Origin of the sequence: Maribacter dokdonensis DSW-8 (assembly GCF_001447995.1) — a bacterium.
Lineage (GTDB): Bacteria > Bacteroidota > Bacteroidia > Flavobacteriales > Flavobacteriaceae > Maribacter > Maribacter dokdonensis.
Genome location: NZ_LDPE01000001.1, coordinates 1,213,462 through 1,230,470, shown reverse-complemented (window position 1 = coordinate 1,230,470; position 17,009 = coordinate 1,213,462). Strand labels below are relative to the sequence as shown.

Here is a 17,009-nt window from a genome sequence, read left to right as displayed (position 1 = left end):
CATCAAAAGAATATAAAATGAGTATATCATGGACAGGCGTTATGCCGGCAGTAACAACAAAATTTACCGATAAGGATGAATTGGATCTAGACATGTTTTCGGTCAATATAAAAGCTCAGTTAGAGGCAGGAGTGAGTGGAATAATACTTGGAGGTACTTTGGGAGAAGCAAGCACACTTACGTATGATGAAAAAAAGGTTTTAATGAAAGAAACCGTGCAGTTGGTAGATGGTAAGGTGCCGGTTATTATCAATATTGCAGAGCAAACTACTAAAGATGCCAAACATGCGGCAGAGGTAGCAGAAGAATGCGGTGCTACTGGATTAATGATGTTGCCACCAATGCGGTATAAAGCTAATGATTATGAAACGGTAACGTATTTTAAGGAAACGGCAAATAGTACAAAATTGCCCATTATGATCTATAACAATCCTGTAGATTACGGTATAATGGTCACATTGGAAATGTTGGACGAGTTAATGGTATGCAGTAATATACAGGCTGTTAAAGAATCAACAAGAGATATTTCAAATATTACCCGTATAAAGACAAAATTTGGGGATAGGTTAAATGTACTGACCGGGGTTGATACGCTTGGGTTGGAAAGCACATTGATGGGTGCCGATGGTTGGGTTGCCGGATTGGTTTGTGCATTTCCTGCCGAGACTTGTGCCGTATTTGAATTGGCAAAGGCAGGTCGTATAAAAGAGGCATTGGAAATTTACCGATGGTTTTTGCCATTGTTAGAGTTGGATATAAGTCCGCAATTGGTACAGAACATTAAAATGGCAGAAGTTGCTACGGGTATAGGCACAGAAAATGTTAGGGCACCTAGGTTACCTTTAGTAGGAGCAGAAAGAGAAAGAGTAGCCGCTATAATAAAACAGGGTATAGCTAAAAGGCCTACATTACCAGATTATAAGAACTTGGCTTAAATTTTAAAACTCATACTAAAATATGTTGCGCCTGAAACTTTAGTGAAATGTAAACAGAATGTAGAAATTTGTTACGGGTACTTTCTTTACTTTTGGGTAACACGATAAAAATAAAAAATGATCAGCGGTACAAATGCAATAGGGAATAAAGCTTCTAAACAAGGTGAGAAAACGTTCAAGACTTTTGATCCTAAAAACAATGAGAACACGGAATGGACATTCTATGAGGCTACAATTAATGAAATCAATGAAGCAGTTGCTTTGGCAACGGATGCCTATACAGTTTTTAAAGATTATTCAGGAGAAAAAAAAGCTGAGTTTTTAGAAGCTATTGCAGATGAAATAGAAGCTTTAGGGGATGAGCTGATAAACACGTATTGTAGAGAGTCTGGGCTGCCTCAAGGAAGAGCGGTGGGCGAGCGTGGCAGAACTATGGGACAATTGCGAGCTTTTGCAACCTTGATTAAACAAGGGTCATGGGTAGAAGCCGTTATTGAAAAAGCACAGCCAGATAGAGAGCCATTGCCAAAATCTGACATAAGAAAAATGCTATTTCCGTTGGGTCCAGTAGTGGTATTTGGTGCCAGTAATTTTCCTTTGGCATTTTCTACGGCGGGTGGAGACACGGCAAGTGCTCTAGCCGCAGGATGTCCCGTAATCGTAAAAAGTCACCCTATGCATGCTGGTACAGGTGAACTGGTTTCTTCGGCGATCATTAAAGCGGCGAAGAGGACAGGTATGCCCAATGGTGTATTTTCTAATTTAAATAGCGGTGGTATTGAAGTTGGCCAGCAGTTGGTAAAACACCCAAAAGTAAAGGCCGTAGGTTTTACCGGAAGTATACATGGTGGAACCGCACTTTATAAATTGGCTAACGAAAGAGATGAGCCAATACCGGTATTTGCAGAAATGGGAAGTATAAACCCAGTGGTTTTGCTGCCATCTGCATTAGAACAAGAAGGTGATACTTGGGCAACTAAATACGCTTCGTCAATTACTTTAGGTGCGGGTCAGTTTTGTACAAATCCGGGATTGATTTTAGGAGTACAAGGAGAACATCTTAATGAATTCATAGATACTTTGTCTAAGGAGATTCTAAAATTGGAGCCAACAACCATGCTCCATCCTAATATATATGCTAAATATGTGGAAGGTAAAAAGGAACTTTCTGAACAAGATGGAGTGGTAATAACTGCAGAGTATAAGAAAGATGTCAAGGTTAATAGTGGTCAGCCTTTAATTTTAAAAGTAAGTGGTTCGGATTTTTTAGCGAATACAAAATTGCATAGAGAGGTATTTGGACCTTTCTCTATAGTGGTCATGTGTAAAGATGGCGCTGAGATGGAAGATATCATCAACCATTTGGAAGGTCAATTAACGGGAACAATTTTGGGCAGTGAAGAAGAACTGGAATTGAACGCTGGAGTTGTAGATGCATTAAAGGGCAGAGTAGGTCGCATACTGTTTAATGGTGTACCCACAGGTGTAGAGGTAAATTCTTCTATGGTACATGGCGGACCATACCCAGCTTCTACAGATTCTCGTTTTACATCGGTTGGTACATCTGCCATACGAAGATGGGTACGCCCGGTGTCATATCAAGATTGGCCTAATAGACTTTTGCCAGATGCACTGAAAAATGAAAATCCCCTAGGTATAACGCGTCTTGTTGAAGGTGTTTATACAAATACGGAAATTTAGGTTCAGCTAAATGTAGTTTAAGATTTTAGTTATTATGGCCAGTAGTACTTTTGTTTGTATTGATGCCCACACCTGTGGTAACCCCGTTCGGGTGATAAAACATGGCGGACCAAATTTGGTGGGTGCTACAATGAGCGAAAAGCGACAGCACTTTTTAAAAGAATATGATTGGATCAGAAAAGGGCTAATGTATGAACCGCGCGGTCATGATATGATGAGTGGTAGTATATTTTACCCTCCAAGTAATCCCAATAATGATTTTGGTATTTTGTTTATCGAAACCAGTGGTTGTCTACCCATGTGCGGGCACGGGACCATCGGGGCAATTACTATAGGTATTGAAGAAGGGCTAATTGTGCCAAAAACACCTGGTATTGTCCGTATGGAGACTCCTGCAGGATTGGTACATATAACATACAAGCAAAATGGTACTAAAGTAGACTGGGTAAAGCTGACCAATGTAAAATCATATTTAGCTGCTACAGATTTGACTATAGAATCTTCATACCTGGGTGAATTGACTTTTGATGTTAGTTATGGGGGTAATTTTTATGCTATTGTGGATCCGCAAAAGAATTTTAGTGGAATACAAGATTTTTCCGCAAGCCAGTTAATTCAATATAGTCAAGAACTCAGGGAAAACATAAATGTTAAATATCCCCAAATGTTTATTCACCCAGAAGATGCTACCATAAAGAATGTAACCCATATGTTATGGACGGGAAATACTATCTCTGAAAAGGCTAACGCCAGAAATGCGGTATTTTACGGTGATAAAGCAATAGATAGGTCGCCTTGCGGTACAGGTACTTCTGCTAGAATGGCACAATGGCATGCAAAGGGGAAATTAAATGTGGGTGAAGATTTTGTTCATGAAAGTTATATAGGCTCACAATTTATTGGTAGAGTAGAAGAGGAGACCACCCTAGCCGGCAAGCTTGCGATTATACCCAGCATAAAAGGTTGGGCAAAAATTTACGGAAAGAATACCATTACCATAGATGATGATGATCCCTATGCTCACGGATTTCAGGTCATATAAATTATAGAAAATAGTAGATGAAGAATGTAATAATAATTGGCGGTGGCATTGTTGGTTTAAGTACAGCTTACTATTTGAACAAAGAAGGTTATGAGGTTACAGTAATAGATAAAGGCAATATTAGCTCTGGTGCTTCATTTGTAAATGCAGGTTACATAACTCCAAGTCATATTATTCCATTAGCATCCCCTGGTATGATTTCAAAGGGAATTAAAATGATGTTCAATTCTGCGAGCCCTTTTTATATGAAACCTAGGTTAGATGTAGATTTTTTAAAATGGTCATGGTATTTTCATAAATCTTCTACTGAGGCAAAGGTTGAAAAGGCTATAGGGGTAATTAAGGATATTAATTTATTAAGCAGGGAATTATTTACGGATATTAAGAATTCAGGTGATCTTGGCAATTTTCAGTTAGAGCGAAAAGGGCTATTAATGTTATACAAAACGGAAGAGAGTTATCTTCACGAAAAAAAGGTGGCCTATAGAGTGGCACAAGAAGGTTTAGAGGTTACCGACTTAAACAAAGACGAATTAAGAATTATTGAGCCTCATGTAAATATCGATGCAGAAGGAGCTATACATTATGAGTGTGACGCTCATACCACACCAGATGAGATAATGCCTAAACTATTGGCGTATTTAAAGCAAAGTGGTGTAATCATAAAAACTCAAGAAGAGGTTATTGATCTAAAGACATCAGATAATAGAATAAAAGAAATTATTACCAATAAACAATCTTATACACCTGATGAGGTAGTATTGGCGGCAGGCTCATGGAGCGGTGATCTTGCAAAGCGTTTACATTTAAAGTTGTCTTTACAAGGAGGTAAAGGCTACAGTATTAATGTAGCTAGGGAAACGGGTATTTCTGTTCCGGCCATATTAATGGAATCTAAAATGGCAGTAACACCAATGAGCGGTTTTACAAGATTTGCGGGTACTATGGAGTTTTCAGGGAACAATAATATTATAAGGAAAGAAAGGGTTGCGGCAATAGCTAATGGGGCAAGTTCTTTTTACCCTGACCTGAAGATCAATGAGGCCGAAATTAAAAGTGTTAAAACAGGTCTACGACCAGTTTCTCCAGATGGGTTGCCATATATAGGCAGATCGGCAAGTATTAAGAACTTAACAATTGGTACTGGTCATGCCATGATGGGGTGGAGTTTGGGACCTGCTACTGGTAAGTTAATAACCGAGTTACTGTCTGGTAATAAGACTTCTATGGACATTTCTTCCTTTGATATACAACGTAGTTTTACATGATTGCTTAAAAAGTTTAACGTTAGATAAATACCATTCACCGACACTTAAGCGTCATTCACCTACACTGGTCAATTTATTTGTGACTTATCTCTGACATTTGTAGTATCAAAATGAACAACAATGGATATTTTACTAATAGAAGACGATTTAATAGAAGTAATGAAGTTGAAACGAACTGTTTCTAAACTTAATTTAAAGCATTCAATCGTTGAGGCAAAAAATGGAGAATCTGCTCTAACGTATTTAAGATCTGGAGAAAAACTTCCAGATATCATTCTATTGGATTTGAACATGCCAAGAATGAATGGTATAGAGTTCTTATCCATTTTAAAAGAAGATGAGCATCTAAGATACTTACCTACCATAATTTTAACTACTTCAGAAAATAGAGCAGATTTATTAAAATGCTACGAAGTTGGTATAGCCGGTTATGTTATAAAACCACTGAAATATGAGGATTATGAGTACAAACTTAATGCTGTTTTAGAGTACTGGAGTGTTAACCAACTAGTGAAAGGCTAACAAAAAAGCTCATTTCACAACATTTTCCTGCATTTTCGTATTAATTTTCCTACGTTTGAGGAACGTTATTAAAAATAGGAAATGAAGGGAATTGTATTTACCGAGTTTTTAGAAATGGTCGAATCTGAATTTGGATTAGAGACCGTTGATAATATTATAGAAAAAGCAGATTTGCCTTCTCAAGGCATATATACCTCTGTAGCTACCTACGAATTTAATGAGATGGTAGCTTTAGTTACACAGTTAAGTGAAGAGGTAGATCTACCTGCTGGTGACTTAATATACGCATTTGGACTTTATTTATTCTCAAGTTTAAAAAATGCTCATCCAGAGGTAATACAAAGTTATTTGTCTCCCATTGGTCTTTTGTACTCTATAGAAGACCATATACATGTACACGTTAAAAAATTATATCCGGAAGCGGAATTACCTACATTCAAAATTCTTGAAAAAACGGATAATTCCATTTCTATGATCTATAGTTCTTCTAGAGGATTGTATAGGCTGGCTCATGGCTTAATTGAAAAAGCATTTGAGCATTTTAATGGTAAGGCCAATATCACCTACGAACTTTTAAAAGATGATGGTACAGAAGTAAAATTTGACGTAGTACAACATGGATAGTAAAGAAGTTGTTCTTTTAAAGAAGGCCCTTGAAAGACAAAAGAAAGCCCGTCAACAAGCTGAAAGGATTTTAGAGGAAAAATCTAATGAGCTTTATGAAGTGGCAAGTCATTTAAGGGAGTCTAATGCCAAGCTTGAAAATTTATTGAGCGAAAAAACGTCTGAACTAGATGGCGTATTCATTAACATCATAGATCCTTATGTTGTTATGGACTTATCCTTCAATGTGGTAAGCATGAATCAATCTGCAAAAAACTTTTTGGGCTACGATCATAATAAAGAGGAGATCAACCTCTGGAAAATGGTACATAAAGATTACATGGAGTATACCATAGAATCTTTTAGTAGTTTAAAAGAAGTTGGGCAGCTTAAAAATTATAGAGCTAAAATATTGGTGAAGGACAACGTTGAAAAATGGGTGGAAATCAATGCTAGCTTAGTATTCAACAAGGAAAAACAACCTGTTGCAGCTCAAGGTATTGTAAGGGATATTACCCAAGAAATGGAGGTGAGGGAGTTGTTGTCAGAACAGAAAAGGCAATTAGATGTAATTGTAAATAGCTCACCGCTAGGTATTATTCTTGCAGATTCCAATAAAATTTTAAAGGTTAATTATACAATGACCTCCTTATTAGGTTATACTCTTAATAGCTTCATGAAAATGAATGTTAAGGATTTTACGGATAAAGAAAGTATAGAACTAGCCAATGAATTCTCCACTAAACTGAACAATGGTGAAATTGATAATTATACCATTCATCAGAAGTTCATAAAGAGCGATGGAGAAAAATTACAAGTTAAATTATCTGTCAACGCGGTAAGAAATATATATAGGGAAATCAGCTATATCGTAATGATGGTTGAAGATATTACCCAACAATTAGAAGCAGAAGAGCGTTTAAAATCTGAAAGGGAAAAGTATAGCAGTATTATCGCCAACATGAACCTTGGTTTAATAGAGGCCAACAAGCAGGGTGTAATACAGTTGGTAAACCAGAGCTTTTGTGAAATGATCGGTTATGAAGAAAATGAATTGCTTGGTATTGATGCCAAGAATATTGTAAGTTTTGATGATAAAAGTAAGGTCTCAGATAAAATTGAAACACGTAAATCTGGTAAATCTGATTCTTATGAATTAGAGGTTGTTACCAAATGTGGCGAAAAAAGGCATTGGTTGGCGAGTGTGGCACCGAGATACAATAAACACCATGAAGTAATTGGTTCTATTGGTATTTCTTTAGATGTAACCAAACAAAAAGAATTAGAACTTCAAAAAGAGAAATTGGTAAAGGATCTTGAGAACAGTAACCAAGGTTTACAAGAATACGCACATATTGTTTCTCATGACCTTAAATCGCCTCTTAGGAGTATTAGTGCTCTTGCAACTTGGCTAAGCGATGATTACAAAGATGTTTTAGATGAAGGTGGTAAGCAGAATTTAGAACTTATGCAAGAGAAAGTAGCTTCTATGGATAAGTTAATCCATGGCATACTAGAGTATTCTACGGCAAACAGCTCTGCCTTGGATAATTCTAAAGTAGACTTGAACAGTGTTATAGCAGATATCGGCGAAACTATTTATATACCTGATCACGTTCAATTGAAAGTGCCAAAATCATTGCCTACCATAATGGCAGATCGAATTAAAGTTCATCAGGTTTTTCAAAATATAATTGGTAATGCGGTAGTTCATATTGAAAGAGAAGTTGGTTTAGTAGAAGTACTTTATGAAGATACTGGAGATTACTGGCAATTTACCATCAGTGATAATGGGGTAGGAATTCCAGAAGAGTATCACAAGAAAATATTCGACATCTTTCAATCTATAGGTAATAATGAAAGGTCAACGGGTATAGGTTTATCGATCGTTAAAAAAATAATTGATCGTTACCAAGGAAAAGTCTGGGTAGACAGTGTAGTAGGCGAGGGTACCCAGTTTCATTTTACAATAAAGAAAGACCATAACGAATAAGGAAATTATGAAAATAGTTCAAGCGATAAAAAAGGGCGATGAGCCTTTTGTTTTTCAAAATTCAAATCAATTAAAGGAACCTTTGGTTTTGGTGTTCGGTAACAGGTATATGTTGGAAAGTGAGCATATATTTAATGAGGTTAGAGCTCTTTTCCCAGAAGGACATATTGTTTTTGGTACCACCTCAGGCGAAATCATAGATGATAAGGTTTTAGAGGGTACGGTAGTTTTAACGGCCATAGAGTTTGAAAAGAGTAAAATCTTGGTGAAAAGATGTAACGTAAAGGACTATCAACATGATGACAAGAAAATGGGAACGAAATTGGCTGCCCAATTTCCTAAAGAGCATTTAAAGCATTTGTTCGTTATTTCTGAAGGTAGTAGTGTAAACGGCAGTGCTTTAATTGAAGGCATTGAGCATTTAAACAATAATGGTTGTGGTCTTTCTGGAGGCTTATGTGGAGATGATGACCGTTTTGAAAAAACTTTGGCTTCTTATAATGAAAGCCCAAAAGAAGGAGAGATAGTTGCTATTGGTTTTTATGGTGATACTTTAGAGATTTCAAGCGCAAATTATGGAGGGTGGACAACCTTTGGTCCTGAAAGAATCATAACAAAATCTCAAGGTAATATACTTTATGAACTTGATGGTAAACCTGCTTTGGATCTTTATAAAACATATTTAGGTGAAAAAGCCAAAGAATTGCCAAAGTCGGCATTATTATATCCGTTGAGTGTTAAGACCACTGAAAATTCAGAACCTTTGGTACGTACAATTTTAAATATAGATGAGGTTGAAAATACAATGACCCTTGCAGGTGACATTCCAGAAGGTGCCAGGGTACAATTAATGATGTCATCTGTAGATGATATAGCAAATGGGGCTTTTCACGCAGCAGAGTTGGCAATGGAAAATAGAAAAAGTTCTCCTGAGTTGGCTTTATTGATCAGTTGTATTGGAAGAAAACTGGTTATGGACCAACGTACCGAAGAGGAAATTGAAGAGGTGAAAGCGGTAATTGGAGATAATACAGTTATAAGTGGGTTTTACTCTTATGGGGAAATGGCGCCATTTAGTGGTCAAGATAGTTGTAAATTGCACAACCAGACCATGACCCTAACTTTATTTAGTGAATAATGCATTCTCTCTTAAAAAGACAAATACGAAAATATCTACCGGACGAATTAAAAGCGCACCCAGAAATGGAGAGCTTTTTGGAAGCCATTGGCAAGTCATATGAAAATTTTGACGATAAATTTTCTATGCTCCATAGAGCGTCTACTATTAGTTCAGATGAACTTTTTGAGGCAAATAAAAAATTACAGAAAGAGGCATTACAACAAAAGAACATTCTTGTTTCATTGGAAAAGGCCATAGCAAGTTTAAGAGAGAATTTAAACGATGAACAAGAATTTGATTTTGATATTCAGAACGAATTCAACGCGGAACACTTGGCATCATATATAAGTAATTTGGCATCTAAGGTGTCTAATATGACCTTGGAGAAAGATAAATTGGTGGCACATTTAGAAAACCAGAACGAGTCTTTGAACAATTATGCGCATATGGTTTCTCATGATCTAAGATCACCGATAAGAAATATTAGTGCATTAATGAACTGGATAATGGAAGATGAGAAAGATAATTTCTCACAGACCAGTAAAGATAACTGCTCATTGGTATCTGAGAATCTTATAAAAATGGATAAGCTGGTTACTGGTATTCTAAACCATGCTACAATGGGTGAGACCAAGGAGCATAGAGTTCTCTTTAGCCTAGAAGAAAGTTTAAGGGATATAGAGAAGACTATCTATGTTCCAGAAAACGTTACGTTCAAATATGCAAATGATTTGCCTAAGATGGAGTTTGAAAGAGAGCGGTTAGAACAATTGTTCATGAACCTATTTCTAAACGCGATTACGGCAACGGAACATCTGGAAAATGGGATTATTGAAGTTGGTTATGAGCCAGATGATTTGTTTTGGAAATTTAGTGTTAGTGACAACGGAAAAGGAATTCCAACTAATCACCAAGAAGGAATTTTTCAAATGTTTAAAAAATTAGAAACTACCAATAATGCTACGGGTATTGGACTTGCAATTGTTAAGAAAATTACAGTTCTTTATGAAGGTAGTGTTTGGTTAGAGTCAGAAGAAAATGTGGGTACCACATTTTTTATAACTTTAAAAAAGAATACATGATAGAGCAACCAAACCTAAATTATGTTGATGAACTTGCAGGTGATGATGTTGCCTTTAGAGGTCAGTTCATAGATATTATAAAAACAGAGTTTCCATTAGAGAAAGAAGAGTATTTTGGTCATGTAACCAATACTAGATTTAAGGAAACAGCAGAAATTGTACATAAGTTAAAGCACAAGTTCAATATTTTAGGAATGCAAGATTCATACAAACTTGCAGTAGCCTATGAAATGGAATTGTTAGAAGGAAAAGAAGATAGTAAGTCAAAATTCATAAAAGTTCTCCAAACTATTGATGAATATATTAAAACAATATAAATGAACTGTATTATTATTGATGACGAAGCTATGGCAAGGGCAATTGTTAGACAATTGTGTTCAAAGATTCCGGATTTAGATGTTATTGAAGAGTTTGATAATGCCATATCGGCCATTAAGTTTTTAAACCAACAAACTATAGATGTTATATTTTTAGATATACACATGCCTGGCTTTAGTGGTGTTGACTTTGTACAGACCTTAAAAGATCCACCAAAAATAGTATTAACTACCTCTGATACCGATTTTGCTATTGCTGCCTACGAATATGAAAGTATTGTTGATTATTTAGTTAAACCAATTACCCAAGAGAGGTTTGAAAAGTGTATTGATAAGATTTCAAGCCTTCCAGCTCATAAACCTATGCAGACAGTAGCACCAGGTAAAGAAAAGGAAGAGGGCGAAGATCTTTATATTAATATAGATAGAAGACTTATTAAATTAAAATTGAACGAGATTTTAGTCATTGAAGCTAAGGGTGATTATATTGACGTTAAAACAGAGAAGGAAGATTACAGGGTTCACACTACATTAAAGAAAATAAAAGAAAAATTACCTGAAAGGCTGTTTTTGCAAATTCACCGTTCCTATATTATAAATTTCACTAAAATTATTGATATTGAGGATAATAGTGTATTGATAGCCAAGAACGTTGTACCTATAAGCCGTTCTAACCGCCCCGAATTAATGCGCAGATTAAACTTGCTATAAGATATGATAGCTGGATAGGGTTTTTACCAATTTTCGTGGTAAATCTTTTTGAATATTTCTGCTAATTGTAGTTTGTTTACCGGTTTTACAACATAGCCGGTTAGCTCCTCAAAATGTGATGCTCTTTTTATATCGCTATCTCGCATAGATGAGCTCACCATATAGATGTTAATGTCATTTAAAATTTTTGGTTTTAGCTTTTTAAATTCATTTAAAAAGCCCCAACCATCTAAAAATGGCATATTGATATCCAAAAATATCACTTCGGGGAGTTCCAGTTTTTGATTGGTACATTCAGCAATGTATTCAACGGCTTGTTCACCATCTGTAAAAGTAGATACAATCAATTCTTTTGATAATTGTTGAATTGTTTTCTCCATTAAATATAAGTAAAGCTCATCATCATCTATTAGTAATATGTTTGGCTTTGTATCCATAATTTTAAAATTTTATTTTGAACGTTGTTCCTTCTCCAACTTTACTGTCAATAGTTATTGTTGCATGTAAAGCTTCTAATTGAGATTTTATTAAAAAGAGACCCATACCTTTTCCAGATATGTTTCTATGAAATCTCTTATATAATTTAAATACATTTTCACCATGTTTTTCCAGATTTAGACCCATACCGTTATCACGTACATATAACACATTATGTTTATTTTCTATAGCCGATTCAAATTCAATATGTGAAGCAACATTGTCTCTCTTATATTTAATGGCATTGGAAACTAAATTTTGTATAATACTCTGCAAATAGAATTTTGAAAAGGTTATATGGTTCCACGCATCTAATTTCACCAATACATTAAAATCGCTATCATCTAATAGCGTTTCGGTAAACTCATGTTTTACTTCTTCAATAAGTTCCGTCAGGTCAATATTTGACTGTTTAATTTCTTTATTATCCAAAATAGACACATATTCGTTAATGTCTTTGGTTAAGTTGGTAATGCTTTTTGCAACTTGATCTAACTTTGGTAGTAATTGATTTAGTATTTCTGGATTTTTTTCTTTCTGTATCATTTCAACAATAACAGACATACTGGTAACAGGAGAACGCAGGTTATGGGAAATTAAATAGTTAAAATCGCTTAGCTGCTTGTTTCTAATTTCTAACCTATTGTTCATTTTGATGACCTTGATATTGTTTTCTTCTAATTTATTTTTATTTCTGGTCAACAATATATTTTTGCTTTCTAGCTCTTTGTAAAAAAGTTCTTTCTCTGATTTCTTTTTTTGAAAAACATAACACAATGTCAATAGACTTACAATTGAAATTGCATTAAACGTTATTAGGCTGTCGTATAAAGGTTTTGTATTTGCAGCTATCAGCCTTGGAGGAATTTCTACAATCATAAACCAATTGGTAGGCGTTACTATTTCAGATGCTATATTGGTTGCTGATCCAAAAGAATTGGACGTTCCATTCAGTATAATGGGCTGTAAGCGCCAAATGTGTTCTTTTTCTATTATAGTACTGTCACGGGTAGTACCTACAGCTATGGATATTAGATTTTTAGGTAAAAGATCATCTACTTTACCAGATTCATAGGGTAAGTCTTCTTTGTGTAAGCTACTACTAATTACACGTTGGCTTTCATCTAAGAGGTATAGTTCGGTATCGGCTATTTTGTTTTTAAGTTGGTCAAGAACCCTTTTCATTTTAAAGTTGATGACTACCAAGCCTATTTTAGTTTCAGTGGTGTCAAATATGGGTGCTACCGCTCTAATGACGGGTTTATGTGGTTTCTCAATTGCACCATTTTCTCTGTTAAGACTAATATGTGAAAGGTATAGCTGATTCTTTTGTAGTGCCAGCCCTTCTTTTACGTATAAATGATTTTCTTTGTTCTGTAGATTACCAATGGTAACGGAGTCTGCACCATTTCTTACAGCTCTAAAAAACTCTTTTCCGTTTAAATCAATGAAACGAAATTGGTCATAATCGGTAATTTCTTTTATTAGTTCTATATAACGATCCATGAATGCAGTGTGCTTGTTCATGGGGTCAAAATTAACGGGGTATGCTAAGTTGGACCAATACTTGGTATCGTGAAGTAATGTATTACATTGCTCAAGAAAGTACTCTTTTTTTATTTTAGCATCGCGCTTTTGGTATTCAGATAATCCTGCAATCTGTTTTTCTTTTTGAGCGTAAAAGACATATAGCGTAAGGGCCAACAACGGTAGGTATAATCCTAAAAACATTTTTAAAACTCTCTTCCACATAAAATATCAATTAGAGTTTCATTTTAATTAGTAATTCTTGGCTAGGGAAGTGTATGTGTATCTTACGCTAAAGTAAATAAAATTCTTACATTTATTACTATATTATTATCGTATTTCAAAAATAATGTTGATTTTTTAATGGATTGGCAATGTATTTTGTAGGAAAAAAGGAAAGTAATTTTAGAACCCTACAATTATGTCTATTTTGCTTTTAAATGAAATGTTCAAATGCGAAATTTATTTGATATATAGGAGAACTAGTCAAAGTTTAGTTTTTTATGGAATAGTGGTTTTTTAAGAAACAACCATTTCGCTTTTAAGCCAATTTCTGTAAACTCAAAACCAGCGGCTGTAGCAGATGCAATATTACTGTATTTGGCATATATACTTAAACTAAATCTTTTTGAAAATTGATGTTTAACAGAGGCTTCTGCTCTAAAGATATTAGTATTTGGGTCTTCCTCTACTTTTTGTATCCCTGTTGCGGCACTAACAGCATAGGTGGTTTTCTCCGAAATCTTTCCTCTAACATCTGCAAATATTTCTACTGCTTGGTATTTTTCTGGACTAAAATAAATAGTTGGCACCTGATCTTTAAAGGTGATATATTGATAATTTAATCCCATTTTCAAAGCAGGTTTTCTAAGCACATTGTAATATAATGAGGTAAATAGAAGATTTCTTACATTTTCATCGCTTTGCTGGGTATGCATTAATTGTGTGTACCACCCAAAATTAACATTGGTACCAAGGTTGTAATTCATCCCATAATGGTTCTGAATAATTTCACGCTCAATTAGTTCGGCATTAAAGTTTTGCACTTCACGTTGATATCCTAAAGTTAGGTTCTGCATTTTAAACGGCTGTAGGTCTAACTTTATATCAATTACGGGTTGGGTGTAAGAATCATCTAAAAATCTAGAGTTGTTGATACCTACATTAGCTTTTAAGAGTCCCTTTGGAAACAATTTGTAATGAAGCCCGGCTACTACCACATGAGAGTTTGCCTTATTTACCGTTACAGTATTTTCGGTAGTTCTATAAAGATATGATAATGTTGTTTTAAACTTGGTTGAAAAAGGGACGTCTACAGTGGTATTGGTAAAGAAAGCGGTATTGTTACCATTATCAAAAGTGTAGGCGGCATGTTCTTCTACGGTGGGGGTGTGCATCAAATTCAGCTTTTCTATAAAGCCTTTAGCATCTTTTTGATTCTTATAAAACTTTAAAGTTTGATTGGCCATTTTGTATGCAGGAATAATTCTGTCAGATGCAAAAAGCGCATTTGCCTTACCTAAGTTACCATCAAATGACGCACTGTCATTGGCCAAGATCCTGTCGTAGCTTTTAACGCTAGATTTTGCATCACCGGTATATAAACCTAAGGTTGCCCTCAACGCATGTATCCAATTTCTGTTTTGATAATGCACTTCTAAGCTATCTATTTTTTTCTTTGCCGTCATGAATTTTCTATTCCAGATCAAAGCTTGTACATATCGGTCATAAGTACTTTCTGTTAAGGGAACATCATCAATTTGATCTACCTTAACCGTTGCAGTTTTTGAGATTCTTAAAGCTTCTTTATCGTTCTCATTTATATGTTCTGCCAAAGCAATGCCATTTAAAGCGGTAATAGAATCTTTTTGATTTGTTGCGTAACGTGCGTACATGTTCTTAGCCTTTTCTCCTTGTTTTATTATTAAATAAAGATTGGCTAGATTAAGTAATACATCTTTATCATTAGGAAAATCTTCAAAGATTTTTTTGAGCGTTTGTTCTCCCTTTTTATATTGTTGATTGTTTACAAAACTATTGGCATAGCCCAGTCTCATATACTTTCTGGAAATTTTGGCACTTTCATTTTCTGGCTGAAGGGCAATAGCTTTTTCTACCCAACTTAAAGCTGATTTGTACTCTTTTAAGTTACTTAACGTATTTGCATAACCCAAAACGGCACCAAATTTTTCAGGAAATTTTTCCACTAAGTCAGCATATAACGGCTTGGCCTGTTCATATTCTTTTGCCCATAGAAAGGACTCATTATAATTGATTAAAATTTCAAAGTCGCCCGGGTATTCTTTTAATAGCTCAGAGAACAAATTTGTGGCTTTTTTAGGCTCACCGCTTAGGCCAACGGCCCTGCCATAACATAGCTTTGCAGTTTTATTGTTAGGATCTTCTTTAAGGTATTCTCCAAAAAATAGTTCGGCCTCTTGAAAGTTACCTTGCTCAAGTAAACCAAAGCCTTTGGTCATATCAGATTGCGCGGTTAGCACAGATGTGGTTACCAGAAATAGGAATATTATTTTTCGGATCATTTAAAAGTCAGATTAATACTACAAATACCTAACGGTAATTATTGCGATTTATTTGTTTAGAAGAATATTGTAAAGTTAAAAGGTCTCCTATTATTCTAGAAGTAAGATAATTGCCATTGGTCTACAGTAATGTGTAAACCACCTAAACTACCACAAAATAAAGGGCAGTTGTTCAGAAATTTGATGTCAAATGAAATTATTTACACAGACACTAAAAGGATAATAATGGGAACAAATAAAGTAGTACTTACAGAATTATCTCCAGAACAATTATTAATGACGAGCGTATCTGTCTTTGTCATTGGGGGTAATTATATTGCCAATCAATTTTTAAGTAGGTTTTTAACAGGTACGGCATATGGTATGCCCTTTCTGCTCATAAGCTTAGTACTGATGTTGGTTTTGTTTGGCTTTTCGTATCACCAAATAATATCAAAAGATTCAACTATTGGTGTCAATAACGCTATGGCATTTAATAGATTTAAAAACTTTATAGTGTTGATAGCATGTTATGAGCTCGTACATGTAACAATCAGTTATATACATTTATTTTTAGTTAAGCACTACTTAGGTGTTATAGAAGCAAAGGTGTATGCATCAATGGCTTTGATCGGACATTTTGTTTATTTCGTTTTTTGGGTAGTCGCGGTAATTTTGATTTCCAATGTAACCGAAAACGATAGAAAGTTTAAGATTACCATTTCAAAAGCCTTAAAATATTCTTTGTATGCTGTAATGGTCAGTTCCATTATTGCAATGGTATGCGTTTCATTTTCAGAAACTCTTTTAAATATTGTTGACTTTTCACCATTGTTATTTCAATATGTTTTGGCTACACTATTGTTTGCTATCTCTAGTGTGCTTACCTATTACTATTTATCATTGGGTAAGTATCTTCCCGTAATAATATCGGGTGTGGTAGGTCTTTCACAGATTATATTATTGGCATTTTTTCATAACAGCTTGGTAGTTATAATTCAAGTTTATGTTATAGCCATGGTAGCGCTTCTTGTTGCACAACTTCTTTATGTAAGCCATAATCTAATACTAAAAAAGGTTAGTTGAAATTTAGCTTTTAGAAGTGGGCAAATAGCTCTTTAGTTCCTGCTTATATGGCTCAGTTAGTTTGTTGTAGTGATTGCAGATTGTTTTTAACGTATTGATTTTG

Annotated in this window: 15 protein-coding genes; 12 read left to right on the top strand and 3 right to left on the bottom strand. The window is 35.0% G+C overall.

The annotated features are described in order from the left end of the window. Positions 1-17 precede the first annotated feature (17 nt). From I600_RS05360 to I600_RS05310, 11 genes are all read left to right on the top strand, one after another. A complete protein-coding gene (locus I600_RS05360) occupies positions 18-935 on the top strand; it encodes a dihydrodipicolinate synthase family protein (protein ID WP_058103446.1) in 918 nt (305 codons plus the stop codon). Positions 936-1,052: 117 nt separating this feature from the next. Then, positions 1,053-2,636 (top strand): aldehyde dehydrogenase (NADP(+)), encoded by a 1,584-nt coding sequence (locus I600_RS05355; RefSeq protein ID WP_058103445.1) that lies wholly within the window; start codon positions 1,053-1,055, stop codon positions 2,634-2,636. A 34-nt stretch (positions 2,637-2,670) separates the two neighbouring features. Then, positions 2,671-3,678, top strand: a complete 1,008-nt coding sequence (locus tag I600_RS05350) for a 4-hydroxyproline epimerase (RefSeq protein ID WP_058103444.1) — start codon at positions 2,671-2,673, stop codon at positions 3,676-3,678. Positions 3,679-3,695: 17 nt separating this feature from the next. Next, a complete protein-coding gene (locus I600_RS05345) occupies positions 3,696-4,946 on the top strand; it encodes an NAD(P)/FAD-dependent oxidoreductase (protein WP_058103443.1) in 1,251 nt (416 codons plus the stop codon). 120 nt (positions 4,947-5,066) lie between these two features. Then, positions 5,067-5,468 carry a response regulator gene (locus I600_RS05340; RefSeq protein WP_058103442.1) on the top strand — a complete coding sequence of 134 codons (402 nt, stop codon included), beginning with the start codon at positions 5,067-5,069 and terminating at the stop codon, positions 5,466-5,468. An 81-nt stretch (positions 5,469-5,549) separates the two neighbouring features. Then, complete coding sequence (locus tag I600_RS05335; protein WP_058103441.1) at positions 5,550-6,092, top strand: heme NO-binding domain-containing protein; 543 nt, start codon at positions 5,550-5,552, stop codon at positions 6,090-6,092. After that, the gene (locus tag I600_RS05330) at positions 6,085-8,064 is read left to right on the top strand and encodes a PAS domain-containing sensor histidine kinase (protein ID WP_058103440.1); all 1,980 of its coding nucleotides are present in this window, start codon (positions 6,085-6,087) and stop codon (positions 8,062-8,064) included. Before I600_RS05335 ends, I600_RS05330 begins: the two co-directional genes overlap by 8 nt. A 7-nt stretch (positions 8,065-8,071) precedes the next feature. After that, complete coding sequence (locus I600_RS05325) at positions 8,072-9,202, top strand: FIST signal transduction protein (protein ID WP_058103439.1); 1,131 nt, start codon at positions 8,072-8,074, stop codon at positions 9,200-9,202. Then, positions 9,202-10,266, top strand: coding sequence for a sensor histidine kinase (locus I600_RS05320; protein WP_058103438.1), 1,065 nt, complete (start codon positions 9,202-9,204; stop codon positions 10,264-10,266). The genes I600_RS05325 and I600_RS05320 overlap by 1 nt, the downstream gene beginning before the upstream one ends. After that, positions 10,263-10,583 (top strand): hypothetical protein, encoded by a 321-nt coding sequence (locus I600_RS05315; RefSeq protein ID WP_058103437.1) that lies wholly within the window; start codon positions 10,263-10,265, stop codon positions 10,581-10,583. The genes I600_RS05320 and I600_RS05315 overlap by 4 nt, the downstream gene beginning before the upstream one ends. Then, the gene (locus tag I600_RS05310; RefSeq protein WP_058103436.1) at positions 10,584-11,294 is read left to right on the top strand and encodes a LytR/AlgR family response regulator transcription factor; all 711 of its coding nucleotides are present in this window, start codon (positions 10,584-10,586) and stop codon (positions 11,292-11,294) included. 23 nt (positions 11,295-11,317) lie between these two features. On the opposite strand, the gene I600_RS05305 is transcribed toward I600_RS05310, so the two are convergent. The 3 genes from I600_RS05305 to I600_RS05295 form a co-directional block, all read right to left on the bottom strand. Further along, complete coding sequence (locus tag I600_RS05305) at positions 11,318-11,731, bottom strand: response regulator (RefSeq protein ID WP_058103435.1); 414 nt, start codon at positions 11,729-11,731, stop codon at positions 11,318-11,320. A 4-nt stretch (positions 11,732-11,735) separates the two neighbouring features. Then, a complete protein-coding gene (locus I600_RS05300; protein WP_082642894.1) occupies positions 11,736-13,523 on the bottom strand; it encodes a sensor histidine kinase in 1,788 nt (595 codons plus the stop codon). Positions 13,524-13,780: 257 nt separating this feature from the next. After that, a complete protein-coding gene (locus tag I600_RS05295; protein ID WP_058103433.1) occupies positions 13,781-15,841 on the bottom strand; it encodes a tetratricopeptide repeat protein in 2,061 nt (686 codons plus the stop codon). A 225-nt stretch (positions 15,842-16,066) separates the two neighbouring features. Here I600_RS05295 and I600_RS05290 point away from each other — a divergent pair, with 225 nt between their 5' ends. Continuing rightward, positions 16,067-16,906 carry a hypothetical protein gene (locus tag I600_RS05290; protein WP_058103432.1) on the top strand — a complete coding sequence of 280 codons (840 nt, stop codon included), beginning with the start codon at positions 16,067-16,069 and terminating at the stop codon, positions 16,904-16,906. Positions 16,907-17,009: the final 103 nt, after the last annotated feature.